Origin of the sequence: Sphingomonas sp. DC4900 (genome assembly GCF_049896485.1) — a bacterium.
GTDB lineage: Bacteria > Pseudomonadota > Alphaproteobacteria > Sphingomonadales > Sphingomonadaceae > Sphingomonas > Sphingomonas aquatilis.
Map to the genome: position 1 here is coordinate 249,495 of NZ_JAFCUK010000003.1, position 25,168 is coordinate 274,662.

Consider the following 25,168-nt stretch of genomic DNA (forward strand, 5'->3'; position numbering starts at 1 on the left):
AGGGGGACCGGACGATCCGCGGTCAGGCGCCGCCGCGGCCCTGCGATGCGCCGGCGATGCCGCCGCCGGACGTCGGCACGGCCGACCGTTCGTAGAAGCCCCGCAGCGTCCGGCTCGGCTGAAACAGCTGCGTCTGGCCGATCACCGTCTCCCCCGCCCCCAGGACCAGCAGGCCGTCGGGGCGCAGGGCGTCGGCGAAGGTGCGGAAAACCGCCTGTTTGGTTTCGGGCGATAGATAGAGCAGCACGTTGCGGCATAATATGACGTCGAACGCGCCCGCCGGTGGGCGGTCGGCGACCAGATTGTGCTGCCGGAACATGACGCGTCGGGCGAGATCGGGCTTGATCGTCCATTCCCCGCCCTCGCCATCGAACCAGCGCATCAGCTGGCGGATCGGCAGGCCGCGCTGGATCTCGAACTGCGTATACCGGCCGGCGCGGGCGCGGGCGAGCGCGAGGTCGGATACGTCGGTCGCGAGGATTTCGGGCATGGGGGCGCCCGCCTCCGCCCGCTCGGCGAACAGCATCGCCAGCGATTGCGGCTCTTGCCCGGTCGCGCAGCCGGCGCACCAGATGCGCGCACGGTGGCCGCGCCGTTCGGCCGCCGCCACCGCCTCGACGACGAGGTCGAAGATCGGCGCGTCGCGGAAGAACGAGGTTTCCTGATTGAGCAGCGCGTCGACCACCTCGTCGGCCAGCGGGCGATCGCGCCCGTCACGCAGCAGCGCGACGAGCTGGTCGAGCGTTCCGAGGCCGCGATCGCGCATCAGCGATTTCAGCGCCGTGTCGATGCGCCAGGATCGATAGCTGGCGATCCGCTGGCCCGTGCGCGCCTCGAGCAACGCGCTGAACATCTGCAATGTCGCGGGCGATACGGTGCTGCCGGCCGCGGGCGGGCGCACGGCGGTCGCGCGCGACGGGGCGATCATGGCCGCTGTCCGGCGGCGGCGAACAGGCCGATGTCGCGCGGCGACAGGACGACGTCCGCATGGCCCGCCTGCACGATGGTGCCCGGCATGCCCCAGACGACCGAGCTGATCCGGTCCTGCACGATCACGCTGCCTCCCGCCTCATGCACCGATCGCGCACCATCGGCGCCGTCGCGCCCCATGCCGCTCAGCACGATGGCGAGCACGCGGGGCCCGAAGATGTCGGCAAGCGACGCCAGCATCGGGTCGACCGACGGCATGCAGCCGCTGTCGCTCGGTTGGTCGGTCAGGCGCACCGCGGCCGACCCGTCGGGCAGGCGGACGCAGCGCATATGCGCATCGCCCGGCGCGACGATGATCCGCCCGGGGCGCACGCGCATCCGGTCGCAGGCGACCTCGCACGGCCGGCCGCCGATCACCGCGAGTTGCGCCGCAAAATAGGGCATAAAGGCCGCGGGCAGATGCTGCGTGACGAGGATCGGCAAACGGAATTCAGCCGGTATCGCCCGCAGCAATTCGCTGAGCGCATGGATACCGCCGGTCGAGGCGCCGATCGCCACCACGTCGTAATCCGCCGCGGCCGTGGCGAGCGGGACGGTCACGCCCTTCGCATCGCGCACGGGTGCCGGCGTGCGGCTCGCTATCGCCGAGGGATGCTCGTCGAGCGCGGCGGGTGCGGGGTCGACGGCCAGCAGCCGATCGATCTTGCCGAGCAGCGATTCGCTGAACTGGGTGATGCGCTGGCCGGCTTCGGGCTTGAACAGCGTGTCGATCGCGCCCGCGTCGAGCGCCTGCTGCGCGACGTCCCCGCTCGTGTTGAGCGCGCCCGAGACGACCAGCACGTGCGCCGCGTTGCTGGCGGCGAGCAGCGCCGGCAGGGCGGTGAGGCCATCGGTATCGGGCAGATTGATGTCGAGCAGGATCAGGTCGATCGGTTCCCGCGCCAGCGCCGCCAGGCCGGCCGCGATCGTGCTGACGCTGGCGACGACGACATAGCGGCCGCTGGCGGTGACGATCCGCTCCATCACCGCACGCGTGACGGCCGAATCGTCGACGATCAGGATGCGCGGCAGGGGCCGGGGCGGCGTTGCGGGACTGTCGTCCTCCGCCTGCACGTCGTCACGTAAAGGTTGGGGAAGCGGCGCCATGCACCCGGACCGGCTCAGGCGAGGCCGACGATCTGGAGCTTGGATTCGAGCGTGTCGCGGTCGAACGGCTTCATCACATATTCGTCCGCGCCGGCGTCGATCGCCGCGCGGATATAGGCCATGCCGTTCTCGGTGGTGCAGAACACGACCTTGGGTCGCGAGGGGATCGCCGATTCGCGCAACGCGCGCAGGAAATCCATCCCGCTCATCACGGGCATGTTCCAGTCGAGCAGGATCACGTCAGGGGCAGACGCCAGGCAGGCGTCGAGCGCCTCACGGCCGTCGCAGGCCTCCGTCACGGTAAAGTCCAGCGTTTCCAGAATGTGCCGGGCCACCTTGCGGATCACCTTCGAATCGTCGACGACGAGGCAGGTCTTCATGGATACGCCTTTTCACGAAGGAAGTGTTCGTTCTGATGCCTGTGTGACAGGCAAGGGTAAGCGGGCCGTTAAGCCGCCACGGCCTGTTGCGGAACAATCGCCGCGAGATCGACGATCAGCAGCGCCTCGTCGTCCCGTTCGATCAGCCCGACGCCCACCCGCGCCCAGCCGCGATCGAGGGCGAGGCCGGGAGAGAGCGACTGGCGATCGAACAGCGCGACATCGTCGAGCGAATCGACCAGCACCGCATAATCATGGCCATCGACCCGCGTGATCACCGCGCGGCGCGCATGGGCGGGCATCGGTGCGAGGCCGAGCGCGGTGCCGGTGTCGATCACCGTCACGACGCGGCTACGCAAGGCGACCAGCCCACGGATCGCGCGCGCGGTGCGCGGCACGGCGACCGTTTCGGCGATGTCGACCACCGAATCGATCTGCGACGTGGCGATCGCGACGCCGCGGCCCGCGATCTGGGCGATCAGGAACAGCTCCATCATCCTTCCCCCACCGCGCGCGCCAGCGCGTCGAACAAGGCCGACCGGTCGTAGCGATAGATGCCCTCGCCCACCCCCGGATCGCGCCGCAGCCGCACGACATTGCGCGCGACGGCGGGTGCGACGGGTCGATCGTCCATCACCAGCGCGACGTCGACCGGCACGTCGGCCGGCGGCTGGGTGACGCAGCGATAGCCCGCCGCATCCAGCATCGGCCGCAGGAAGGTTTCCATCCAGCCGCTGCCATCCCCTTGCAACAGGCACAGACGCGGTTCGGCCGGTCGCAGCGCTTCGCCCGCGAACAGCGCATGCGCGTCGAGCAATTCCACCTGTTCGCCGCCGATGATCGCGACGCCGGCAACCGGCCCGCAGCCGAAGACGGGCGCGATCTGATCGGGCAGATGGACGATCTCGACCGGTTCGTGGATCGCATAGGCGATCTCGGTCGAACCATCGGTCAGGCGCAGCACGGGTACTTCGCGTCGGTCGCCGAACGGGGCGACGGCCTGCAAGGGGACGAGCGCCCCGCCGATCGCCAGCCGCAGCTTGCCCGCGGTCAGGCGGATCGCGTCGACCGACACCGGCTCGACGCGGTCGATCGCCGCGAGCGGCATCACGCGGCGCTGGCCGTCCAGATCCTCGAACAACAGGGCCGGAATGGCGTCCGCGCGCGTCTGTTCGACCGGCGCCTCGTCGGCGATCAGCGTCTTGTCGAACCGCAGGCCCGCCATGGTCGCCATACCCGATCCGTCGAGCAGCAGCATCGGCTGGCCCGAATCGGGCAGCGTCTGGCCGGCGTACAGGCCCGTCGCCATCACGGCGGGGGCCGCCGGCTTGACCACCAGATCCTCGGTATCGATCACCTGATCGATCACCAGCGCGTAATCGCCGCCGCGCGTCGACACGATCGCGAGCGTTGCGGCCTGGTCCTTTTCGCCGGCAAGGCCCATCAATTCGGCGAGCGATACTATCGGCAGGCGCCGTCCGCGCACGGTCGCGACTGCCGTGTCGCCGATCGTGTCGATCCGCACCGATTCGCCGCGAATGCGCAGGATTTCGTCGACCGACTGACGCGCGATCGCGAAGCGATGATCGCCGACGCCGACGACGATCGTCGACATGATCGATAGCGTCAGCGGCACGAAGATTACGATGCTGAGCCCGCGCCCCGGCTGGCTGGACAGATGGATGCGCCCGCCAAGCTGTTCGATGTTGGCGCGCACCACGTCCATGCCGACGCCGCGCCCCGAGATCGCGGTCACCGTATCGCGGCTCGACAGGCCGGGGTGGAAGATGAGGTCGAGCTTGGCAGCGTGATCCATCGCGGCGGCCTGGCTGGCGGTCAGGATCTTTTGCGCCCTGGCCTTCTCGACCAGTCGATCGACGTCGATGCCGCGGCCGTCGTCGGTGATTTCGACGAGGATCTGGTTGCCCGACTGACGCGCGGAGACGATCAGGCGGCCGGTGTCGCGCTTGCCCGCCGCGCGGCGATCCGCCGGCGCCTCGATACCATGGTCGACCGCATTGCGGATGATATGGAGCAAGGGATCGCGCATCAGCTCGATCATCTCGCGATCCAGCTCGACGTCGGCGCCCTCAATGGTCAGCGCCACCAGCTTGCCGAGCTCCCCGGCGGTATCGCGGACCATGCGCGGCAAGGCGGAGAATAGAGCGTCGATCCGCTGCATGCGGGTGCGGGTGACGGTATCGCGCATGTCGGCGACGGTCAGCGACAGGCGCTCCAGCGCCGCCTCGACCAGCGGGTCGTTATCGACATCGCGCAGCCGCCGCGCCAGCTCGTTGCGGGCGAGCACCATGTCGGACATGCCGCTCATCATCCGGTCGAGCAGGTCGACGTTCAGCCGGACGGAGCGGGAGCCGACTCGCGGCTGGTGCGCTGCCTGAACCGCCGCGACCGGCTGCGCATCCTCCGCCAGCGCCGCGATCAGCAGGTCCTCGCCCGTATCGTCCAGCGCTTCGCCGCCATCGATCGCCTCGACGATGTCTCCGATCCGGTCGACGATCGCGAGGACGGCATCGACCAGCGCGGTATCCGGGGTCCGGCGGCCGTCGCGCACCGTCGCCAGCGCATCTTCGGCGGCATGGCTCAGCCGGGCAAGGCGCGGCAGATCGAGGAAGCCGCAACTGCCCTTCACCGTGTGGACGAAGCGGAAGATCGCATCCAGCCGCGCGCGATCGCCCGGATCCGCTTCCCACGCGACGATCTCGCCCGACAAAGCGTCGAGCGTCTCGCGGGTTTCAGCGATGAATTCCTGCAGCAGGTCGTCCATGGGTCCCCGGGCGATAGTCGCGTGGGGTCATGGCGGATGAGGGGTTAAGAGCGCGTTTACTGCGGCGCCCGACTCCGATCAGCCGTTCGGAAAGGCGACGCCGAAGATCATGACATTCTCGGCCGGTTCGCTGACCAGTACCGTGCCGCCGGCCTGGGCGGCGAGCGTGTGGACCAGATAGGCGGCGGCGGCGCGCGGGGTGACGCCTTCGGCCCCCTCGCCTTCGGTCAGCGTACGGCGCAACTCGGGGTCGAGGATGATCCGCGGTCCTTCGATCTTGACCACGATCTCCAGCTGCCCGCCATTGTCTTCGCCGCCGACATCCAGCGTGCCGCCGCGCACCAGCGCCTCGCTGGCGATCAGGGCGAGGTTCAGCATCACCTTCAGCGCGGACTTGGGCAGCGTCTCCGTTTCCACCCACCAGTTGAACTGCGTGCGCTTGTTGTCGGCAAGCAGGCCCTCGATCGCGGTCTTCGCCTCGCGCGCGTCGACCTGTTCGCCGAACCCGCCGGCGGCGCCGAAGGCGAGGCGGAAGAATTTGAGCTTGTTGGCGGATACGCGTGCGCTCTCGCTGAGCAGCTGAAAAACGCGGGTGCGCATCTCGGGATCGTTCTCGTCGCCGAGCAGCTCCAGCCCGTTGTTGAGCGCGCCGACCGGGGACAGCAGGTCATGGCACAAGCGCGAGCAGAGCAGGCTCGCAAAATCGATCGGGCTGACGGACATGGGTATCCCCTGAAGTATCGCTCTGATGTGGCGGGGATGAGTCACGGGTGCAAGCGCAGCGAGGCATGCGAGCTACTTTCGTCATTCCCGCGCAGGCGGGAATCCAGACGCGCCAGCGTGGCGGATCGAGCCGAAAGGGTAGAGGTTATGGATCCCCGCCTCCGCGGGGATGACGGCAGTTCCTATAATACCCCGAGCGCCACCGCCTCGAACCGCCCCTCGACCGGCCCATCCTCCACCGCGCGCCACGCGCGCAGCGCGCCACCCGCCGCGATCAGCCACAGCATGCCGTCGGGCGCGGCGCTCGCAGCGTCGCGAGGGGACGGCATCGCCAGCCCGTTCGGGTGCGAATGATACCAGCCGACGATCGCGGGCCCGCCGATCCGTGCCGCACGGTGCGCCGCCAGCAGAGCGGCCGGGTCGATCTCGAACCAGCGCGACGGATCGGCGGCGACGTTGCGGCACGGCTGCACCGCCGCGATCGCGTCGGCCGTACCGAACAGCAGGCCGCACACCTCTTCCTCCGGCGACGCTGTCGTAGCGCGCAGGATTTGGCGGGCAAGGTCGCTTGCAATCGTCACCATCGTTCCCACATCGTTACGGTATGGACCGGGGGGTTTCCATCCTTGAAGCGACGATCGCGCCTGCCGCCGATGGCTGGCGGCTCGACCGTGCGCTCGCCGATGCGGTGCCGACGCTGTCACGCGAGCGGCTGAAAGTGCTGATCGCCAGCGGCGCGGTGACGCGCGACGGGGTGATGGTGCGCGATCCCGCCAAGCGCGCGAGCGCGGGGGATCGGCTGAACGTCGCCGTGCCCAATCCGACGCTGCCGCACAACGAGGCGCAGGATATCCCGCTCGTCATCGCTTACGAAGACGAACATCTGATCGTGATCGACAAGCCCGCTGGCCTCGTCGTTCACCCAGCGGCGGGCAATCTCGACGGCACATTGGTCAACGCTTTGCTCCACCATTGCCAGGGCAGCCTGTCGGGCATCGGCGGCGTCGCGCGGCCGGGGATCGTTCACCGGATCGACAAGGATACCAGCGGGCTGATGGTGGCCGCCAAGACCGATCGCGCGCACGAAGGCCTCGCGCGCCAGTTCCACGATCACAGCATCGATCGGCGCTATCGCGCGATCGTCGGCGGGCGGCCGCGACCGGCGGAGGGCAAGGTCGACGCCCCCCTCGCCCGCTCGGCGACCAACCGCAAGAAGATCGCGATCGTCCAGGGCGGCAAGCGCGCCGTGACGCATTATCGCACGATGGAGCTGCTGCGCGACGCGGCACTGGTCGAATGCCGGCTGGAGACGGGGCGCACGCATCAGGTGCGCGTCCACATGGCCTCGATCGGGCATGCCTTGCTGGGCGACCCGATCTATGGTAGAACAAAGGGTGCTCAAAAAGCGCTTCTCGAAACCCTCGGTTTCCACCGCCAGGCCTTGCATGCGGCGCATCTGGGGTTCATCCATCCGGTGAAAAGCACCGCTTTGGCGTTCGATAGCGATATGCCTGCAGACATGCAGGAACTGTTCACCGAGCTTCACGTATAGGTCCGGACCGTTCGTTGCCGCGACAGGGACGACACGCCTCCGCAAGATAAGGGAGATCAGATCATGGCAGCCCGCAGCAACGTCCCCGCGACGATACCTGCCCTCGGCGGCGAGCAGAGCCTCAACCGCTACCTCGCCGAGATCAAGAAATTCCCCATCCTGCAACCCGAGCAGGAATATATGCTCGCCAAGCGCTTCCAGGAGCATGGCGATACCGAGGCGGCGGCGCAGCTCGTCACCAGCCACCTGCGTCTCGTCGCCAAGATCGCGATGGGCTATCGCGGCTATGGCCTGCCGACGTCGGAGCTGATCAGCGAAGGCAATATCGGCCTGATGCAGGGCGTGAAGAAGTTCGAGCCCGATCGGGGCTTCCGCCTCGCCACCTATGCGATGTGGTGGATTCGCGCGTCGATCCAGGAATATATCCTGCGCTCGTGGAGCCTCGTGAAGATGGGCACCACCGCGGCCCAGAAGAAGCTGTTCTTCAACCTGCGCCGTATGAAGTCGAAGCTCGATGCGTTCGAGGACGGCGATCTGCGTCCCGAACACATCACCAAGATCGCGACCGACCTGGGCGTCGCCGAAAGCGACGTGGTCAGCATGAACCGTCGCATGGCGATGGGCGGCGACACGTCGCTCAACGTCTCGATGCGCGAAGATGGCGAGGGCCAGTGGCAGGACTGGTTGCAGGACGATGCGCCGCTGCAGGACGCAGTCGTCGCCGACGCGCAGGAGGCGGACGTCCGCCACGACATGCTGGTCAGCGCGATGGACGATCTGAACGACCGCGAAAAGCACATCCTGACCGAGCGGCGTCTGACCGACGATCCCAAGACGTTGGAAGAGCTGAGCCAGGTGTACGGCGTGTCGCGCGAGCGCGTGCGCCAGATCGAGGTGCGGGCGTTCGAGAAGTTGCAAAAGGCGATGATGCGCATCGCCGGCGAAAAGCGCCTGATCGCGGCCTGAGGTGAGCGTGCCGGCCGGCCTGACCGTCGTCGTCGGCGGCGGCGCGGCCGGCATCGCCGCGGCGCGGGCGCTGCACGATGCAGGCGCCGAGGTATTGCTGGTCGAGGCGGGCGACCGCCTTGGCGGGCGAGCGCGCAGTGTGCGGTTGCCGCTCGATGGAGGCGCGGCGCTTGCCCCACTCACCCCGTCACCCCGGACTTGTTCCGGGGTCCACCGGGCCGCTGGGGGATCGTTCGAGCCACGAGACGCCCCCCACGCCGCCAAGTGGACCCCGGAACAAGTCCGGGGTGACGAACGAATTGGGTCGAAGGCTTCCGTTACCATCGACGCCGGCTGCGGCTGGCTCCACTCCGCCAAGCGCAACCCCTGGACCCGGATCGCCGAGGCCGCCGGCGTCACCATCGACCGATCGTCCCCCAATTGGGGCGTCCAATGGCGCGACCTCGGCTTCCCTCCGCACGAACAACGCGCATTCGGCGAAGCCTACGACCGGTTCGAAACCGCCGCGCACGCTGCACTGAACGGCCCCGACCGCCCCCTGTCGGATTTCGTCGCGACGGACGACCCGTGGCGCCCGATGATCGATGCCATCTCCGGCTACGCCAATGGCGCACCGCTGGGCCGCGTGTCGCTCCACGACTGGGCGGCCTACGAAGATGCGGCGACCGAGGACAATTGGGCGCTGCCCGCAGGATATGGCACGCTGATCGTCGGCCATGCCCGGGGCGTGCCGGTACGGCTCGACACGCCCGTCACGCGGATCGACCATCGCGGGACGAGGATTCGGCTCGACACGCCTGCGGGGACGATCGAGGCGGCGCGGGTCATTCTCGCGCTACCCACGACGGCGTATGACGGACTGGTCTTCGACCCGCCGCTGCCCGACAAGCAGCAGGCCGCGGCGAACCTGCCGCTCGGCCTCGCCGACAAGGTGTTCCTCGCCGTCGAAACGCCCGAATGGCCGGCGCATGCCCACCTCACCGGCAACCCGCACAGCGCCTGCACCGCCAGCCACCGGCTGTCGCCGTTCGGGCTGCCGATCATCGAAAGCTTCTTCGGCGGCGCCTGCGCGGAAGCGATGACGGACGAGCGGGCGGCGATCGACTTTGCGATTCGTGAGCTGATCGCCCTGCTGGGCAGCGACTGGCAGCGGCGGCTCCATCCGCTCGGTGCGACGCGCTGGCGGGACGCGGCGCATATCCATGGCAGCTACAGCCATGCGGCGGTCGGCCATAAGGGGGCGCGGGCCGCGCTGGCGGCGCCCGTCGACGACCGGCTGTTCTTCGTCGGCGAGGCCTGTTCGGCCCACGACTTTTCGACCGCGCATGGCGCCTACCAGACGGGCATCGACGCCGCGGCCGCGATCCTGGGCTTGATGCCGGAGCGCCCCGCCCCGTAAAGCGCGGCGATGAGCCGCGTCCTCCGTATCCTGCTGAAAGCCGTGCTGGCGTTCGTCATCGTGTCGGTGCTGATGGTCGGCATCTTCCGCTTCGTGCCCGTGCCCTTCACCTGGACGATGGCAGGCGATCTGCTGGGCGGCCGCAGCGTCACGAAGCAATGGATGCCGCTCTCCGAGATGGACCCCGACATGGCCCGCGCCGCGATCGCGGGAGAGGATGCGCGCTTCTGTTCGCACCATGGCTTCGACTGGAAGGGGATCGCCAGCGCCGCCTACAGCAACGCGCAGGGCAAGCGCCTGCGCGGCGGATCAACGATCAGCCAGCAGACGGCCAAGAACGTGTTCCTGTTTCAGGGCGGCGGCTATGCACGCAAAGCGCTGGAGGCCTATTTCACCGTCCTGATCGAGACCCTGTGGGGCAAGCGCCGGATCATGGAGGTGTACCTCAACGTCGCCGAGACGGGGATCGGCACCTATGGCGCGGATGCCGCCGCGCTCCGCTATTTCGATCACGACGCAACGCATCTGTCGCCGACCGAAGCGGGCCGGATCGCCGCGGTGCTGCCGCTCCCCAAGAAACGCGCCGCGATCGACCCGCGCGGCTTCGTGCGGCGGCATGGCAACGCGCTGGCGCGCTATGTCGGCGTGGTGAAGCGGAACGGGCTGGATAGCTGTCTCGGCAAGGGGTTCTGAACCCCACGTCCTCGTCATCCCGGCGAACGCCGGGATCCATGGAGACGCGACGCTGATGGCGGCACGCTGACGCACGCTTACCGTTTCCATGGATCCCGGCGTTCGCCGGGATGACGGAGGAAGGAGTCAGCCCGCAATCGCCCGCGCATAGGCGTCGATATCGACATTGCCGCCGGACAGGATCACCAGCAGCCCCGGCTCCATCGCCACCTTCCCCGCCAGCACCGCCGCCAGCCCCACCGCGCCGCCCGGCTCGACCACCAGCCGCAGATGCTCCGCAGCCCAGCGTTGCGCGGCGGCGGTCTCCGCCTCGCTGACCGCGACGCCGGTCGCATCGCGGCGGGCCAGCACGTCAAACGTCAGCGGCGATACGCGCGGCGTCTGCAACGAATCGCAGGCGGTCGGCGGCGGATTGGGGCCGACCGGCTCGATCCATGATGCCTCCAGGCTGCGGCGCATGTCGTCCCAGCCCTCGGGCTCCACGACGGTGATCGCCGCATCCTTCAGGGCGAGCGCCAGCCCCGCGGACAAACCTCCGCCACCGCACGGCACCGCGACGCGGCGCGGCGCGCCCAGGCCGAGCGCCGTCATCTGCGCCTCCGCCTCGATTCCCGCACTCCCCTGCCCCTCGATCACCCAGGGATCGTCGAAACTCGGCACCAAAGTCGCGCCGCGCGCCTCCGCCAGCCGCGCGGCGATGGCCTCGCGGCTTTCGGTCGCCCGGTCGTAGCGGACCACCTCCGCCCCCAGCGCCAATGTGCCCTCCAGCTTTGCGCGCGGCGCGTCGGCGGGCATCACGATCGTCGCCGGCATGCCCAGCCTCTTCGCAGCCCAGGCGATTCCCTGCGCATGGTTGCCGCTGGAGAAGGCAACGACGCCGCGGGCACGCGATTCCGCGTCCAAGGCGGTCAACCGATGCCAGGCGCCGCGGATTTTGAACGCACCGATCGGCTGCAGGGACTCCGCCTTGAAGGCAACCTTCATCCCCTTGATTTCATGCACATAAAGCGGCGTCGGCGGCAGGATGCGCGCGATCTTTTCGGCCGCGTCCCGCACCCCTGCCCGCGTCGGCTGTCGCAAAATCGTCACTTTTCGTCCTTTCGTGCGATCAGCCACTTTACATGCAGGCCAAGCAACCATAGATCGCGCCTCCGCTGCCCCATGGGACTTCCAACCGCAAGGCAGCTTTTGTCACCGTATGCCGTAAGGCAATTGGAGGTCCCTTGAATTGGCCAAGCACCATAGCGCGCTGGGGTTAGCGCCCCTCTCGACCGCCCGTTCCTCCGTTCTCGGTGGGGGCATCGACATCGCCCAGAGTCGCCCGGTCGATCCGGTGACGCTCGTCCGTCCGCACGCCGCTGCGCGGGCCGCCCGATTCTTCGTCGAGAAGTTTCCGGGGCGTCCGATGTATGCGGTGAAGGCGAACCCGACGCCCGCGTTGCTCCAGATCCTGTGGGACAACGGCATCACGCATTACGACACCGCTTCGATCGCGGAAGTGCGTCTGGTGAAGGCGACGCTGCCGGAGGCCACCTGCTGCTTTATGCACCCGGTGAAGTCGGAAGAGGCGATCGCCGAGGCGTATTTCGTCCATGGCGTGAAGACCTTCTCGCTCGATTGCCTGGAAGAGCTGGCGAAGATCGTGCGTGCCACGCAGGGCGCGACCGACCTGACGCTGTGCGTGCGCCTGCGCGTCTCGTCCGAATATGCCAAGCTGAGCCTCGGTTCGAAGTTCGGCGTCGGCCAGTCGGAGGCGAAGGAGCTGCTGATCGCGACCCGTCAGGTGGCGGACGCTTTGGGCATCTGCTTCCACGTCGGCAGCCAGACGATGTCGCCGGACGCCTATTCGAACGCGATGGAGCGGGTGCGCGCAGCGATCGTCGATGCGGCGGTGACGGTCGACGTCATCGACGTCGGCGGCGGCTTCCCCTCGGCCTATCCGGGCATGACCCCACCGCCGCTGGAGCGTTTCTTCGAGACGATCCATCGCGCATTCGAAAGCCTGCCGGTCAGCTATTCGGCCGAATTGTGGGCGGAGCCGGGCCGCGCGCTGTGCGCCGAATATGCCTCGGTCGTGGTGCGCGTGGAGCGCCGCCGCGGGCATGAGCTGTACATCAACGACGGCGCCTATGGCACGCTGTTCGATGCGGCGCATATCGGCTGGAAGTATCCGGTGCAGCTGCTGCGCGAGCCGGAATCGGACGCGCGCGACATGGACTTCGCCTTCTGGGGTCCGACCTGCGACGATCTCGACTATATGGCCGGCCCGTTCCCGCTACCCGCGGATACGAACACCGGCGATTATTTCGAGATCGGCATGCTCGGCGCCTATGGCCAGGCGATGCGCACCGGCTTCAACGGCTTCGGCACCGGCGACACCGTCGTGGTGACCGACGAGCCCATGCTGTCGGTCTACGCCGAGGACCGCCTCGTCGCGGAGCAGCGTGCGGGCAACGTCGTCAAGCTGTAACGCCACTCCCGTAATCGATCCTTTCCCTCCCCTCGCGCGCCCGCGCGGGGGGAGATCATTGGGTTTCCGCGTCCCCAACAGTGAATGACGACGGGTATTGGATAGCCAAAGGCGAACCATGACCGACACCCTCACCAAGACCGCAAGCGCCAACGCGCCGATCAACGACACCCGCAAGGCCGAGCTGCTGTCCAAGCAGGTCAAGCATATCGACATCAAGAGCTTCGACGCGCGCCCGATCGTCGAGGCGATGGCGGACATGAGCTTCACCAGCCGCGATCTCGGCCGTGCGACCAACATCTACAACCAGATGCTGGCCGACAAGGATTGCTCGATCTTCCTCGTCATCGCGGGTTCGACCTCGGCCGGCGGCTGCATGGATCTGTATGCCGAGCTGGTGAAGAACAACATGGTCGACGGCATCGTCGCCACCGGCGCGACCATCGTCGACATGGATTTCTTTGAGGGTCTCGGCCACAAGCACTATCAGGCGCTGGAAATCCCCGACGACGACACGCTGCGTTCGCTGTACATCGACCGCATCTACGACACGTACATCGACGAGGAAGCGCTCCAGCACGTCGACCACACGATCTTCGAGATCGCGGAATCGCTGCCGGCCGGCCCGTATTCGTCGCGCGCGTTCATCCGCGAGATGGGCAAGTATCTGGTCGAGCACGGCAAGAAGGAGAACAGCCTCGTCAAGCTCGCCTACGAGCATGACGTGCCGATCTTCTGCCCGGCGTTCGTCGACAGCTCGGCCGGCTTCGGCCTCGTCAAGCATCAGGTCGATGCCGCCAAGGCGGGCAAGCCCTATGTCATGATCGACGCGGTCGCTGACTTCCGCGAACTGACCGAGATCAAGATCGAAGCCGGCACCACCGGCCTGCTGATGATCGGCGGCGGCGTGCCGAAGAACTTCATCCAGGACACCGTCGTTTGCGCCGAAATCCTGGGTCATGACGACGTGCAGGTGCACAAATATGCCGTGCAGATCACCGTCGCCGACGTGCGCGACGGCGCCTGCTCGTCCTCGACGTTGCAGGAAGCGGCCAGCTGGGGCAAGGTGAACACCGGCATCGAACAGATGGTGTTCGCCGAAGCGGGCAGCGTTATGCCGCTGCTGGCGTCTGACGCCTATCACCGCGGCCTGTGGAAGGACCGTCCGGTCCACCGCTGGGGCAAGCTGTTCGACAAGTAAGTCGGGCCTGCGGGCTGCATGATGAGGGCGCCCCGGTTCGATCCGGGACGCCCTTTTTTTGTTATTGGGAGCCCCCAAAACTCCGTTCGCCCTGAGCTTGTCGAAGGGTGGGTCGCCGCACGCGCTGTCTCTCGTGCGGAAAGCCGTGCTTCGACACGCTCAGCACGAGCGGGTGTGGGATTATGCAGAGGCGTTCCCCTCCTCCCGCGCTTTCCGCGCGAAATCGTTGAGCTGCTTCATCGTGGCGTCGAAATTGCCGTCACGTTCGGCGTTGCGGAAGCCACGGACGCGCTCGACCAGAATCTCCTTCGGCGTCGGCTGCTCGCCAAACAGCCGCATCACCTCGTCGGCGAAATCGTCGAGCGGCTGGTACATCGACCGCTTCTCCTGCCCCGGCGTCAGCGTCGTCTGCACGCCCGGCGGTGCCAGTTCGATGACCTCCACCTTGCCTTCCAGCGCGTTGCGCAGCGACAGCGTGTAGCTGTGGATCGCCGCCTTGGTCGCGCAATAGGTCGGCGCATCGACCAGCGGCACGAAGGCAAGCCCCGAGGTGACCGTGACGATCACCGCATCGTCCTTGCCCTTCAGGTGATCGATCAGCGCATTGGTCAGGCGGATCGGCCCCAGCAGGTTGGTCGTCACCGTCTCTTCGGCATCCGACAGGTCGCGCTGCGTTTCCAGCGTCTCGAAGCGCATGATGCCGGCATTGTTGATCAGCACGTTGAGGTCGGGATGCGCCTCGATCACGCGCTTGGCGAAGTCGGTGACGCCCTCCGCGCTGTCGACGTCGATCGTCATCGTATGGATATTGTCGCGCCCGTTCGCGACCTCGTCCAGCGCCTCCTGCCGGCGGCCTGCGATGATGACGGTATTGCCCGCATCGTGCCAGCGCTGTGCCAGCGCCGCACCGATGCCGGAACCGCCGCCGGTGATCAGGATCGTATTGCCGGTCTGCTTCATCGTGCCTCGTCCTTGGCTTGGGAGCCCCGAGTGATCCGGAGCCGCCGATATGAAAGGTTGCGGGACGAAACGCTGTGCGTCAGGTTCCGCTCCCAACGGAGGGGACAACATGCACAGCGACATCCTGCGCCCGATGGTGGCTCTCATCGCCTGGACACTTGTCATGTTCGTCTGGATGCTGGCGACGCGTATGCCTGCGATGAAGGCGGCGGGCGTCGATATGGGCAAACTGGTCGGATCGACCGCCGCCGATGCGGATCGGGCGCTGCCGCGGCACATCCAGTGGAAGGCACACAATTACAATCACCTGATGGAACAGCCGACGCTGTTCTACGCCGTCTGCACCGTCATCGCGCTGAGCGGCACGGGCGATGGCCCGAATGCGGCGATCGCCTGGGCCTATGTCGGCCTGCGGATCGCGCATTCGCTGGTGCAGGCGACGGTCAATCGCGTATTGCCCCGCTTCATGCTGTTCCTCGCTTCCACGCTCGCGCTCGTCGCGCTGACCCTCCACGCCGCCCTGGCGGTGTTCTGATGGCCAAGGGAGAGACGTTCGAACGCCATCGCCAGCCCTGGACCGCGGACGAGATCCAGAAGCTGCACACGCTCGCCAAGAAGGGCATGGCGCTGAAAGCGATCGCCAAGGCGCTGAAACGCAGCGAGGAATCGACCAAGGATCGCGCGAAGGCCGATGGCCTGTCGATCGCCAAGCTGCGCTGAGGCCTACAACGACGCGGTGAGCTGCACGAAGCTGCGCGCGCGCGACTGAAGACGGCCGGTGGATTCGGCCAGCGTCCGCGACACCGCCTCCAGCCCGGACACGTCGTCACCGATCGCCGCCGACTGATCGCTGATCGCACGCGCGCGATCGTCGATGGCATGGCCGGCCTCTGCCGATTGCTCGACATGGCTGGCGATACGCCGCGTCGCGCCCTGCTGCGCGGCGACCGCTTGTTCGATCGCGACACCCGTATCGGCGATGGCGGCCATGGTCGCCTCCAGCGTGCGGTGGCCGCCGACGACGTCGCCGAGCAGGCCGTGCATGTCCGCCACGCGCGCCGCAATGTCCTTGGCCGCCGTGCCCGTCTGTTGCGCCAGCATCTTCACCTCGCTCGCCACCACCGCAAAGCCACGCCCCGCCTCTCCCACGCGCGCCGCCTCAATCGCGGCATTGAGGGCGAGCAGGTTGGTCTGGCTAGCGATCGTCTGGATCAGGCGCAGCATGTCGTCGACCGCGGTCGCCTTCTCCACCAGTCGCGTCACACGATCGCCGGCGGCGATCACCGCGACGCGCGCGTCGCTGCGCAAGGCCGCGGCGCGGGCCGTCTGCCCGCCGATGCCGTCCAGCGTCGTCGCCAGGGTCCGGCCGAGTTCCGCGATGTCGGTCAGCGCGGTGACCATCTGCCCAGTCGCACCCGCCACCGACGCCGCATCCCGGCGCGAGGCCCCCGCGCGCGTGACGACCAGTCCGGCCATTGCGGCGATCCGCTCCGCCGCCTCGGCCAGTTCCGCTGCCAGATGTGCGACATCGGCGGTGAAGGCCTTGCCCGCCGCATCGATCCGCGCCGCCCGCGCCTCGCGATCGGTCATCACCTGCGTACGACGCTGGATGGAGAGCCGCTCGAATGCGGTCGCATCGACCACCGAATCAAAGACGCCATCACGGGTCAGCACCAGTCCGTCCCCGCCCGCGTCGAGATAGGCGAGCACGAGCGCGTCGGCATCCAGCCCCGCATCGGCGGTCCCACAGGGCCGAATCAGCGTCGTCAGCGATCCGCCGATGCTGGGATTCTGCATCAGCGCGTGGCCGAAGGGGTTGAACAGGATGGTCCGGACATCGCGTTCCCGGATGACGCCCACCGGACGGCGCTGCGCATCGACGATCGCGAGCAGCCGAAGATCGGGCGATTGCCGGAACATATCCACCGCCTGCGCCAGCGAGGCGGTGTGGATCAGGCAAACACCCTCTCCCTTCACCGACGCCTGCACGCCACCGAAAGCGCCGTTGCGCAGCAGATCGATGTCGAACAACATGGCCGCGACACTAGGGGGCGAGCGGTAAATGGCGGGTTAGGATTTGATGACAGTGCGGTGACACCGCCCCCGAAACGATCAGCTGAACAGGCGGCGTCCGGCGCGTTCCAGCATCATCAATTGCCACAGCGTGCGACCGTGGTCGGCGCGCCCGCTGCGATGCGCCTCGACCAGCCGCGCGACCGTCGGCATCGCCAGCCAGCCACTGTCGGCGAGGAAGCGCGACCGGGTCAGTGCCTCCGCCTCGTCGGCCAGCGCGCCGCGGAACCAGTCGCTGATCGGCGTGACGAAGCCCATCTTGGGCCGGTAGAGGATGTCGCGCGGCAGATAGCGTTCCAGGCTGCGCTTCATCAGCCATTTGCCCGTCCCCCGGTGCAGCCGCATCGACGCGGGCAGTCGCGCACCGAACTCGACCAGCCGATGATCGAGCAACGGCTCGCGCGCCTCCAGACCCACCGCCATGCTGGTGCGGTCGACCTTGGTCAGGATATCGCCGGGCAGCCAGATCTTCAGATCGGCGTATTGCGCGCGATCGATCGCGTCGCGCGCCGGGGCCGCACGCATCGCGGCAATGTAGCGATCCTCCGCGCGATGGCCCTGCAGCGCGGCGCGCACGTCCGCGCCAAGCAACGTGCCCCGCAGCTCGGGCGAGGTGACACCGACGGCCCGCGCATAAGCCTCGTCGCCATCGCTCGCGAGCGCGAGCAACGTCGTCTTCGCGCGCAAGGGCCGCGGTGCCCAATCGGCTTTGGGATAATAGCGCCCCAGCGTCCCGAAGGCCGCGCTGCGCCATGCGGGCGGCAGCAGGCCCCGCACGCGCTCTTCGGCTGCCTGGAAGCGGTAGCGGCGATAGCCGGCGAAGATCTCATCCGCGCCATCGCCCGACAGTGCCACCGTCACCCGCGCCCTTGCCAATGCCGCGACCTGATATGTCGCAAGCGCGCTGCCATCGGCAAAGGGTTCGTCAAAATGATGCACCAGCGTGTCGATCAGCGCGAAATCGTCGGGGCGCACGACCTGCGCATGGTGATCTGTGGCGAAGCGCTGCGCGACCGCCGCGGCATGCGCGCGCTCGTCATGGCCCGCCTCGTCGAAGCCGATCGTACAGGTGCGCACCGCCGCCTTGCTCGCCTCCGCCATCAGCGCGACGACCGCCGAGCTGTCGACCCCGCCCGACAGGAAGGCGCCGAGCGGCACGTCGGCGACCATACGGCTGCGCACGCCCTCGCGCATGTGCGCCAGCAGCTCCTCGCCGAGCGAACGCGCAGAGCCGGTCGCGCGGTTGGCGAAGCTGACGTCCCACCAGCGGCGCGGCGCCGGTACGCTTTGCCCGCGCCGCACCAACAGGCAATGGCCGGCGGGCAGCTTGCGCACGCCGGCGATCAGACAGGCGTCGTCGGGGACGTAGCCGAATGCCAGATAATCCTCGATCGCGGTCGCATCGGGCACGCGGCGCAGTAGCGGGTGCGCGAGCAGGCCCTTCAGTTCGGACGCGAAGGCGAGGCTGCCGTCGGACAGCTCGACATAATGGAGCGGTTTCACGCCCAACCGGTCGCGAGCGAGGAACAGCGTCCCCGCCTCCGCATCGTGGATCGCGAAGGCGAACATCCCGTTCAGCCGGTCGAGCAGCCCCGGCCCCCAGGCGCGCCAGCCGTGCAGCAGCACCTCGGTATCGCCATCGGTGACGAAGCGTGCGCCGCCCCGCTCCAGCTGCGCGCGCAGCTCGGCGAAATTGTAGATTTCGCCATTGTAGGTGACGCTGAGCGCGCCCGCATGCATTGGTTGCGGCGAGCCTTCCAGGTCGATGATCGACAGCCGGCGATGGCCAAGGCCAACCCCCGGCGCGGTCCATATGCCTTCGCCGTCAGGGCCGCGATGCGCCTGTACCGCGATCATCGCGGCAATGCGGGCGGGATCGACGGGCTTGGGGGTGCCGGGGTGAAACAGCCCCGCAATGCCGCACATCAGCGCGCGCCCGTCAGGCGATCCGCCACGCCATCGATCGGGCCCAAGGCCGCGGCGAAGGCGGCGATGTCCGCGCGCGCGTCGCGGCCCGGCGTCACTTCGGCCGACAGATGGATCGCCACCGCTCGCTGCGGGCCGCCGAGCAATTTTGCCGTCATCGTCTCGATCTTCACCACGCGCTCGTCCGCCGTAACCCTGTTGCCGACGACGTACCATGTCGTGACGATGCGCTCCACCGCATGGCCGTCGCTCCCCGGCACGGTCATGCGCAGCGTAGAGCCGCCATCGATCGGCGCGGCGTCGGCGATGCGGACCCAGCGGTCCTCCTCGCGGATCGGGCCGGTGCCAAACGCACCGATCTTATGCCCCTCGCCCTGCGATGCGAACACCGCGACGGCCAGGTCGACCGCGGCGCCATCGCGGGCGTAGCGGCCGAACAGGACGTGGTCGGCGCCGGGGTAGTAAGGCTGCCACGCCGCGCGCTGGCTGATCGGCGCGCGGGTCCAGCCGGCGACCACCGGAAGGTCGATCTGCGCTGGCAGCGGCATGGCGCGATGCGCGATGGCGGTGCTCCACATCGGCCAGATCCCGGCGGTGGCGACGGTCAGCAGCACGCCGAGCGGCAACGCGATCCGCCCCCTCCGCACGGGCGGCAGGCGTGCAGGATCGAAGGCGGGTGCATCGGGTGCGCGGTCGAACCAGCGCCAGCCGATCGCCAGCACCGCCGCCATCACCAGCCCGAAGAACAGCCAGCCATAGACGATATGGTCGAACCCCGTCGCCGCCTCCACGCTGGTCAGGTTCGCGGCGTAGATCGTCCCGAAGGCCCGCAGGCCGTTGGCGATCACCGGCACCACCAGCGCGGCGATCATGAACCCGATCCGCCGCCGCCACGACACGAAACAGACGTTGGCGACGAGCACGCCGAACGCGAGCATCGCGATGACGAACTTCGCGCCCGAACACGCCTCCGCCACCTCGAAATAATAGCGGCCGGCGTGGATCAGCACGCCGTTCGACGTGGCAGGAACACCGACCAAGTGCAGCAGCGGCATGACGATCCGCACCGTCACCGCCTGCAACGGCGGCTCCAGCGCCTCGCCGAAGGGGACGAGGAACAATGCATAGGCCAGCGGGAACAGCAGTCCGCGCGCGACCTGCGCACCGAGCAATGTCACCACCGCGCCTTGCAGCATCAGCACCACACCCAATTGCCGCGCGAAGCTGACCGAACCCGCATCGCCCATCAGCCAGCCGGCGCCCCCCGCCGCGACGAGCAGCAGCCCCGGCCACCAGGCCGTCGGCGTCAAGGCGGCAAGCTCGCGCCGCCGCTGCCAGACCAGCCAGCCGATCACTGGCCCGATGAACAGGCAATGCCCGAAGGTCGTGCTGGTCCACCAGATCGTGACGAGGCGCACGACATCGGCGCGGAAGATCAGCAGGATGAGTGCAACAGCCAGCGCCAGCGCGATCCCATGCCGCCGCCAGCCGCTCATGCGCTGAGCCCCAGCAGGGCGTCGAGCGGCGCCAGCCGCGCCGCCCAATCGTATCGCGCCAACACCCGTGCCCGCGCCGCATCGCCCAGCGCGGATGCCGCGTCCGGATCGTCCAACAGCGCGCCGATCGCCCGTGCCTGCTCGGCCGCGCTCCCCGCCACTCGCAGCGTGCCGGCATGGTCGATGCCCTCGGCGGCGGCGGGCGAGGCGACGACGGGCCGCGCCATCGCCATCGCCTCCAGCACCTTGTTCTGAATGCCCCGCGCCAGACGCAGCGGCGCGACGCACACGCTCGCCGCCGCCAGCCAGGGGCGGACGTCGTCGACCGCACCGGTGACGATCGCGTCGGGCGCGGCGAGCGCCTGCACCGCGGCGGTCGGCGCACGCCCGACGATCGCGAAGCGGACGCCGGGGTGCGTCTGCCGCAGCTGCGGCATTACCTCAGTCGCGAACCACACCACCGCCTCCACGTTCGGGCGGTAATCCATCTGGCCAGTGAAGACGAGCAATGGGCCCTGCGTCACGGGGACGATGCCGACGGGATCGAACGCCGCCGCGTCGATGCCATTCTCCACCGCAACGACCTCCCCTGCCCCGCCGCCGTTGAGGAACAGAGCCGCCTCCGCTTCGCTGACGAACAGGCTGGCGCGGACGCTTGCCGACACCTGCCGCTCAAATGCGCCGAGCAGCCGTGCCTCCCGCCGCATCATCCAGCGCATGGTCATGCTGCCGGCATCGGCAAATTGCGCGAACTTGGCGGAATCGACGTCGACGAAGTCCATCACCGCCGGCACGCCCGCGGGCAGATATTGCGCCATCTGCCCGGAAAAACAGTAGATGGCATCGACCCGTCGCGCCGCGACCGCCCGCCGCATCGCCGGGGCATTGAAGGCGGTCAGCGACACCGGCCGCCCCGTCGCCAAGGCCTCGACCGCCGCCAGCGCCTGTGGCTTGGTGCGGCGGATCAGCGTGATGCTCTCCAGGCCTTCCGCGATCGGCGCTGGCACATCGAAATCCGCATCGCCTTCCCCGAACGCGACCAGATGGACGCGCGCGCGTGCCATCAGGTGACGCAGGACGTGATAGCTGCGGATCTTGTCGCCGCGATCGGGCGGAAAGGGCGCGCGGTGCGCGAGGAACAGCAGCTCCATCAGCCCAGGCCGCGGGCGATCCACGGTCCCATCAGATTGGCGAGCGGCAGCGGCAGCCGCTTCCATGTCGCCACCATCATCGCATATTTGGGATTGAGCGGATTCACTTCGCGCGCCGGCCCGTCGCTGCGCGTCGCATAGCAACGCGGCACGCCGGTGAAGCCCCAGTTCTTTTTGAACGCCGCTGCGCCCGTACCGGTCTTCGACCGGCCGAAGTCGAACCGCGTGCAGCCGCGATCCCGCGCATGGCTCATCAGCGCGAAATACATGCGATCGTTGGCGCGCAGCCCCCGCGCCGCCTCCGTCCCGCCACCCCAATAGGGAAAGACGGTGCCACGGAAATACAGGCTCAGCACGCTCGCCACGGCTTTGCCCTGATGCCGCACCGTCAGCACATCGCTGTCGAGCGCCCCCGCCACGTGGCGGAACAGATTGGCCGGAAACACCGGCGTGCCGAGGTTGCGCACCGATTCGGCGTAAACGCCATAATGCTCGCGTAGCAGCGCCTCGCCACCGGTAACGACCTCCAGGTCCAGCCCCAGCGCGCGGCGCACTTCCGCACGCTGCTTGCGCGGCACAGCGAGCAATTCCGCATCGTCATCCGCCGCCAGATCCCGGACAAAGCCGAGATAGGCGGTATCGTTGGTCGCCCAGCCCCGCGGCGCCGGCCCGCCCCGCAATTCGACGCCGGGGCAGCCCAATCGCTGCGCCAATGCCCAGGCCGCCCCCGCCAACGCCTCCACGCCATCGCCCAATATGCCGCCGTCGACACCGAAACCGGTCGACACCAGCGCCCGGCCGAACAGCGGCGATCGCATCTCGGTCAGTGGCAGCACGCCGGCGATATCGCCGTCGGGATAGCTCGCGACCAGATAGCGGGCACGCTGGCCGCAACCGCGCTCAACCGCGCGGCTCCAGCCAGTCAGGTGGAACGGCGTCGCCTCCGCCGCCGCACGGACGAAGGCGTCGATCGCGCCGCTCTCCCGGACATCGCCCAGGTTTGCCTCGCGCACGTCCAGCCGCGGCTCGATCGGCGCGTGCATCACGCGAGCAGCGCCGCCTCGCGCGCGACGACGGCGTCGACGCGGCCCCAGTCGTGCCGTGCGATCAGGCCGCGCAGCTTGCCGGCCATCGCGCCGAGCCGGCTGTAGTGCCGCACCTTCGACCGCAGCGGCGCATTCGCGACGCGCGGCTGGTCCGGGTCGACCTCCCACGGATGGAAGTAGAAAATGCCCGCATGGCCCTCCGCATTGACCTGCCGTACCGCAAAATCGGTCAGCGCGCCGGGCAGCATGCGGAAGAAGCCGCCGCCGGTCGCGATATGCCGCCCCGCCACGCGCGCGACCGTCACCGGCAACTCGACCAAGGGCGAGTCCTTCAGCGGGCGGAAGGCGTAGCGCGGCGCATCGCGCCAGCCGTAATGATCGTGGGCGACCGGCGCGACGCTGGACGAATAGGCATAACCCGCCTCCGCCAGCACCGGAAAGGCCCACAGGTTGCGGGGGTCGATCGAGAAACTGGGCGCACGATAGCCGGTCACCGCCTGCCCGCTGGCGTTCTCCAGCGCCGTACGCGCCTTGGCCAGATCGGCACGGAAGCTCGCGGCATCCATGGTGAAAACGCGCTGGTGGTCCCAGCCGTGGCTCGCGATCTCATGCCCCGCATCCGCAATGCGGCGGATCAGCCGCGGATGGCGATCGGCGACCCAGCCAAGCGTGAAGAACGTCGCCGTCACCCCGCTTTCGGCAAACAGGTCGAGCACCGCGCCCGTGTTCGCTTCGACGCGGCTCGCGATCGTATCCCAGTCGGCGCGGTCGATCGTGCGTTCGAACGCGCCGACCTGAAACCATTCCTCGACATCGACCGACAGGCCGTTGCGGAGCGGCTCAGGCAGCATGGTTCCACGCGGCGGGCGAGCGAATGGGGACGGCATCATGGCCGTGGTGCAGGTCGGCGACGCCAGCGACCATCGCGGTTGCCGCCGCCTCGCTACGGTCGGCCTCGACCCAGTCGACCAGCAGCGTCAGCACGCGGCGCAGCGCCTCTTCCTGTTGCGCGATCCGCGCTTCCAGCGCCGCAATGCGCTCGGCATCGCTCGACGCGTGGGCCGCCGGTGCCGCTTGCCGTTCCGGTTCGGTCGCGGCCGGCGCGTCTTCGGTCGTCGGCTCGTCCACCGACGGCTCCGGCGTCACGTCATCAGACGCATGCGCGCCGATCGGCGCGAACGCAGGCTCTTCGGCCGGTTCGGCCACAGGCTCCGCCACGATCGGCAGCGGATCGCGCGGCGCATCGGCGACGGGTTCGAGCCATTGCGGCGTGCGCGGCACGAAGCGGCGGATCGGCGTCACGTCCTCATTGGCCGGTTCGTCAACGGTGGTTTCCGGTTCCGCCTCGACCGTCACGACCGCGGGCTCGACAGCAACCGGCTCCGGCGTGACAGCCGCCTCGGTCACGGGTTCGGGTTCAGGGGCCGGCTGCAACACCGTCGGCGTAAAGCTCGCCGGCAGGTCCGCCTCCAGATCGCGCACCACCTGGCGCACCAGACGGCCGTCGATCAGCTCATGCCCCTCCAGCGCCGCCGCCAGCATCACGCGCGCGGCAAGCTGATTGAGCCGCCGCGGCACGCCGCCCGACCCGCGATACAGCGCCTCGAACGCATCGTCCGCAAAGTCCGGCCGCCCCTGCCAGCCGACCACCGACAGGCGGTGCGCGACATAATCGGCGACCTCATGCGGCTCCATCGGATCGAGGTGGTGGATGGCGATGACGCGCTGGCGCAATTGCTCCAGCCGCTCCGATCCCTGCAACCGCTCGCGGAACTCGGGCTGGCCGAGCAGCAGAATCTGCAGCAGCGCATGCCCGCCCGCCTGGAAGTTGGACAGCATGCGCAGCTCTTCAAGCGAATCGACCGGCAGCGCCTGCACCTCGTCGACGATCAGGAGCGTCCGCCGGCCGGAGCGCTTCACCGCATGCAGTCCGCGTTCGATCGCGGTCAGCAGCTGTGCCTTGGTCAGGTTGGCCGGATCGACGCCCAGCCCCGTCGCGACGACGCGCAGCAGGTCATCGGCGGCGATCGCGGTCGACACGATCGTGATGACGTTCAGCGCGGCAGGATCGAGCAGGCCGGTCAGATGCCCCACCAGCGTCGTCTTGCCCGCGCCGATATCGCCGGTCACGACGATGAACCCCTCGCCCTGCGCGATGCCATAGCCCAGATAGGCCATCGCCTTGCGATGCGTCGCCGTCTCATACCAGAAGCGCGCGTCCGGGGTGAGTTGGAAGGGGCGTCCGGTCAGCCCGAAATGATCTTCGTACAT

General features: G+C 68.4%; 24 protein-coding genes. 8 read left to right on the forward strand and 16 right to left on the reverse strand.

The features are described from left to right. Window positions 1-22 precede the first annotated feature (22 nt). The 7 genes from ACP690_RS05780 to ACP690_RS05810 all read right to left on the reverse strand — a co-directional run bounded on the left by ACP690_RS05780 (window position 23) and on the right by ACP690_RS05810 (window position 6,548). Window positions 23-928, reverse strand: a complete 906-nt coding sequence (locus ACP690_RS05780; RefSeq protein WP_426260386.1) for a CheR family methyltransferase — start codon at window positions 926-928, stop codon at window positions 23-25. After that, window positions 925-2,043, reverse strand: a complete 1,119-nt coding sequence (locus ACP690_RS05785; protein ID WP_426260523.1) for a chemotaxis protein CheB — start codon at window positions 2,041-2,043, stop codon at window positions 925-927. Before ACP690_RS05785 ends, ACP690_RS05780 begins: the two co-directional genes overlap by 4 nt. Before the next feature lie 47 nt (window positions 2,044-2,090). After that, a complete protein-coding gene (locus ACP690_RS05790; protein WP_017978214.1) occupies window positions 2,091-2,456 on the reverse strand; it encodes a response regulator in 366 nt (121 codons plus the stop codon). 68 nt (window positions 2,457-2,524) lie between these two features. After that, a complete protein-coding gene (locus tag ACP690_RS05795) occupies window positions 2,525-2,950 on the reverse strand; it encodes a chemotaxis protein CheW (RefSeq protein ID WP_294253783.1) in 426 nt (141 codons plus the stop codon). After that, the gene (locus ACP690_RS05800; RefSeq protein WP_426260384.1) at window positions 2,950-5,241 is read right to left on the reverse strand and encodes a chemotaxis protein CheA; all 2,292 of its coding nucleotides are present in this window, start codon (window positions 5,239-5,241) and stop codon (window positions 2,950-2,952) included. The genes ACP690_RS05795 and ACP690_RS05800 overlap by 1 nt, the downstream gene beginning before the upstream one ends. Window positions 5,242-5,319: 78 nt before the next feature. Next, window positions 5,320-5,964 (reverse strand): histidine phosphotransferase family protein, encoded by a 645-nt coding sequence (locus ACP690_RS05805; protein ID WP_043059910.1) that lies wholly within the window; start codon window positions 5,962-5,964, stop codon window positions 5,320-5,322. A gap of 182 nt (window positions 5,965-6,146) precedes the next feature. Next, window positions 6,147-6,548, reverse strand: a complete 402-nt coding sequence (locus tag ACP690_RS05810; protein ID WP_426260383.1) for a Mov34/MPN/PAD-1 family protein — start codon at window positions 6,546-6,548, stop codon at window positions 6,147-6,149. Window positions 6,549-6,568: 20 nt separating this feature from the next. On the opposite strand from ACP690_RS05810, the gene ACP690_RS05815 reads away from it, so the two are divergent. The 4 genes from ACP690_RS05815 (at window position 6,569) to mtgA (ending at window position 10,574) form a co-directional block, all read left to right on the forward strand. Continuing rightward, the gene (locus tag ACP690_RS05815) at window positions 6,569-7,516 is read left to right on the forward strand and encodes an RluA family pseudouridine synthase (protein WP_426260382.1); all 948 of its coding nucleotides are present in this window, start codon (window positions 6,569-6,571) and stop codon (window positions 7,514-7,516) included. A gap of 63 nt (window positions 7,517-7,579) precedes the next feature. Continuing rightward, on the forward strand, window positions 7,580-8,482 hold the full coding sequence (gene rpoH / locus ACP690_RS05820; RefSeq protein WP_017978208.1) for an RNA polymerase sigma factor RpoH: 903 nt from the start codon (window positions 7,580-7,582) through the stop codon (window positions 8,480-8,482). 1 nt (window position 8,483) lies between these two features. Then, on the forward strand, window positions 8,484-9,881 hold the full coding sequence (locus tag ACP690_RS05825; protein WP_426260381.1) for a flavin monoamine oxidase family protein: 1,398 nt from the start codon (window positions 8,484-8,486) through the stop codon (window positions 9,879-9,881). 9 nt (window positions 9,882-9,890) lie between these two features. Then, window positions 9,891-10,574, forward strand: a complete 684-nt coding sequence (gene mtgA / locus ACP690_RS05830; protein WP_426260380.1) for a monofunctional biosynthetic peptidoglycan transglycosylase — start codon at window positions 9,891-9,893, stop codon at window positions 10,572-10,574. A gap of 126 nt (window positions 10,575-10,700) precedes the next feature. On the opposite strand, the gene ACP690_RS05835 is transcribed toward mtgA, so the two are convergent. Then, complete coding sequence (locus tag ACP690_RS05835; RefSeq protein ID WP_426260379.1) at window positions 10,701-11,663, reverse strand: threonine ammonia-lyase; 963 nt, start codon at window positions 11,661-11,663, stop codon at window positions 10,701-10,703. A gap of 139 nt (window positions 11,664-11,802) precedes the next feature. Here ACP690_RS05835 and ACP690_RS05840 point away from each other — a divergent pair, with 139 nt between their 5' ends. Together ACP690_RS05840 and ACP690_RS05845 are read left to right on the forward strand one after the other, a co-directional pair. After that, complete coding sequence (locus ACP690_RS05840; protein ID WP_426260378.1) at window positions 11,803-13,044, forward strand: type III PLP-dependent enzyme; 1,242 nt, start codon at window positions 11,803-11,805, stop codon at window positions 13,042-13,044. A gap of 118 nt (window positions 13,045-13,162) precedes the next feature. Further along, the gene (locus ACP690_RS05845) at window positions 13,163-14,245 is read left to right on the forward strand and encodes a 1,9-bis(guanidino)-5-aza-nonane synthase (RefSeq protein ID WP_426260377.1); all 1,083 of its coding nucleotides are present in this window, start codon (window positions 13,163-13,165) and stop codon (window positions 14,243-14,245) included. A gap of 180 nt (window positions 14,246-14,425) precedes the next feature. Here the strand turns inward: ACP690_RS05845 and ACP690_RS05850 are convergent, their stop codons facing one another. Beyond that, entirely contained in the window at window positions 14,426-15,205 is a 780-nt protein-coding gene (locus tag ACP690_RS05850) for an SDR family oxidoreductase (protein WP_426256380.1), read from the reverse strand. 109 nt (window positions 15,206-15,314) lie between these two features. Between ACP690_RS05850 and ACP690_RS05855 the strand changes: the two genes are divergently transcribed. Together ACP690_RS05855 and ACP690_RS05860 are read left to right on the forward strand one after the other, a co-directional pair. Next, window positions 15,315-15,740, forward strand: a complete 426-nt coding sequence (locus tag ACP690_RS05855) for an MAPEG family protein (RefSeq protein WP_053111625.1) — start codon at window positions 15,315-15,317, stop codon at window positions 15,738-15,740. After that, window positions 15,740-15,925 (forward strand): hypothetical protein, encoded by a 186-nt coding sequence (locus tag ACP690_RS05860; protein ID WP_017978200.1) that lies wholly within the window; start codon window positions 15,740-15,742, stop codon window positions 15,923-15,925. Before ACP690_RS05855 ends, ACP690_RS05860 begins: the two co-directional genes overlap by 1 nt. Before the next feature lie 3 nt (window positions 15,926-15,928). Here the strand turns inward: ACP690_RS05860 and ACP690_RS05865 are convergent, their stop codons facing one another. From ACP690_RS05865 to ACP690_RS05895, 7 genes are all read right to left on the reverse strand, one after another. After that, window positions 15,929-17,239 (reverse strand): methyl-accepting chemotaxis protein, encoded by a 1,311-nt coding sequence (locus ACP690_RS05865; protein ID WP_017978199.1) that lies wholly within the window; start codon window positions 17,237-17,239, stop codon window positions 15,929-15,931. Between the two features lie 78 nt (window positions 17,240-17,317). Then, entirely contained in the window at window positions 17,318-19,204 is a 1,887-nt protein-coding gene (locus ACP690_RS05870) for an XrtA/PEP-CTERM system amidotransferase (RefSeq protein ID WP_426260376.1), read from the reverse strand. Further along, window positions 19,204-20,700, reverse strand: a complete 1,497-nt coding sequence (xrtA, locus tag ACP690_RS05875; RefSeq protein WP_426260375.1) for an exosortase A — start codon at window positions 20,698-20,700, stop codon at window positions 19,204-19,206. Before xrtA ends, ACP690_RS05870 begins: the two co-directional genes overlap by 1 nt. Then, window positions 20,697-21,851, reverse strand: a complete 1,155-nt coding sequence (locus ACP690_RS05880) for a TIGR03087 family PEP-CTERM/XrtA system glycosyltransferase (RefSeq protein WP_426260374.1) — start codon at window positions 21,849-21,851, stop codon at window positions 20,697-20,699. The genes xrtA and ACP690_RS05880 overlap by 4 nt, the downstream gene beginning before the upstream one ends. After that, on the reverse strand, window positions 21,851-22,894 hold the full coding sequence (locus ACP690_RS05885) for a FemAB family XrtA/PEP-CTERM system-associated protein (protein ID WP_426260522.1): 1,044 nt from the start codon (window positions 22,892-22,894) through the stop codon (window positions 21,851-21,853). Before ACP690_RS05885 ends, ACP690_RS05880 begins: the two co-directional genes overlap by 1 nt. Then, window positions 22,894-23,748, reverse strand: coding sequence for an XrtA system polysaccharide deacetylase (locus ACP690_RS05890; RefSeq protein ID WP_426260373.1), 855 nt, complete (start codon window positions 23,746-23,748; stop codon window positions 22,894-22,896). The genes ACP690_RS05885 and ACP690_RS05890 overlap by 1 nt, the downstream gene beginning before the upstream one ends. Next, window positions 23,738-25,168: an AAA family ATPase gene (locus ACP690_RS05895; RefSeq protein ID WP_426260372.1), complete on the reverse strand. Its 1,431-nt coding sequence runs from the start codon at window positions 25,166-25,168 to the stop codon at window positions 23,738-23,740. The genes ACP690_RS05890 and ACP690_RS05895 overlap by 11 nt, the downstream gene beginning before the upstream one ends.

Bases quoted from the DNA above. Each gene is read 5' to 3' on its own strand.
- ACP690_RS05790 (WP_017978214.1), bottom strand. From the start codon at position 2,456: ATGAAGACCTGCCTCGTCGTCGACGATTCGAAGGTGATCCGCAAGGTG.
- rpoH (WP_017978208.1), top strand. From the start codon at position 7,580: ATGGCAGCCCGCAGCAACGTCCCCGCGACGATACCTGCCCTCGGCGGC.
- ACP690_RS05780 (WP_426260386.1), bottom strand. From the start codon at position 928: ATGATCGCCCCGTCGCGCGCGACCGCCGTGCGCCCGCCCGCGGCCGGC.
- ACP690_RS05880 (WP_426260374.1), bottom strand. From the start codon at position 21,851: ATGGAGCTGCTGTTCCTCGCGCACCGCGCGCCCTTTCCGCCCGATCGC.
- ACP690_RS05850 (WP_426256380.1), bottom strand. From the start codon at position 15,205: ATGAAGCAGACCGGCAATACGATCCTGATCACCGGCGGCGGTTCCGGC.
- mtgA (WP_426260380.1), top strand. From the start codon at position 9,891: ATGAGCCGCGTCCTCCGTATCCTGCTGAAAGCCGTGCTGGCGTTCGTC.
- ACP690_RS05870 (WP_426260376.1), bottom strand. From the start codon at position 19,204: ATGTGCGGCATTGCGGGGCTGTTTCACCCCGGCACCCCCAAGCCCGTC.
- ACP690_RS05815 (WP_426260382.1), top strand. From the start codon at position 6,569: ATGGACCGGGGGGTTTCCATCCTTGAAGCGACGATCGCGCCTGCCGCC.
- ACP690_RS05855 (WP_053111625.1), top strand. From the start codon at position 15,315: ATGCACAGCGACATCCTGCGCCCGATGGTGGCTCTCATCGCCTGGACA.
- ACP690_RS05795 (WP_294253783.1), bottom strand. From the start codon at position 2,950: ATGGAGCTGTTCCTGATCGCCCAGATCGCGGGCCGCGGCGTCGCGATC.
- ACP690_RS05890 (WP_426260373.1), bottom strand. From the start codon at position 23,748: ATGCTGCCTGAGCCGCTCCGCAACGGCCTGTCGGTCGATGTCGAGGAA.
- ACP690_RS05895 (WP_426260372.1), bottom strand. From the start codon at position 25,168: ATGTACGAAGATCATTTCGGGCTGACCGGACGCCCCTTCCAACTCACC.
- ACP690_RS05845 (WP_426260377.1), top strand. From the start codon at position 13,163: ATGACCGACACCCTCACCAAGACCGCAAGCGCCAACGCGCCGATCAAC.
- ACP690_RS05860 (WP_017978200.1), top strand. From the start codon at position 15,740: ATGGCCAAGGGAGAGACGTTCGAACGCCATCGCCAGCCCTGGACCGCG.
- ACP690_RS05885 (WP_426260522.1), bottom strand. From the start codon at position 22,894: ATGCACGCGCCGATCGAGCCGCGGCTGGACGTGCGCGAGGCAAACCTG.
- ACP690_RS05805 (WP_043059910.1), bottom strand. From the start codon at position 5,964: ATGTCCGTCAGCCCGATCGATTTTGCGAGCCTGCTCTGCTCGCGCTTG.
- ACP690_RS05865 (WP_017978199.1), bottom strand. From the start codon at position 17,239: ATGTTGTTCGACATCGATCTGCTGCGCAACGGCGCTTTCGGTGGCGTG.
- ACP690_RS05810 (WP_426260383.1), bottom strand. From the start codon at position 6,548: ATGGTGACGATTGCAAGCGACCTTGCCCGCCAAATCCTGCGCGCTACG.
- xrtA (WP_426260375.1), bottom strand. From the start codon at position 20,700: ATGAGCGGCTGGCGGCGGCATGGGATCGCGCTGGCGCTGGCTGTTGCA.
- ACP690_RS05800 (WP_426260384.1), bottom strand. From the start codon at position 5,241: ATGGACGACCTGCTGCAGGAATTCATCGCTGAAACCCGCGAGACGCTC.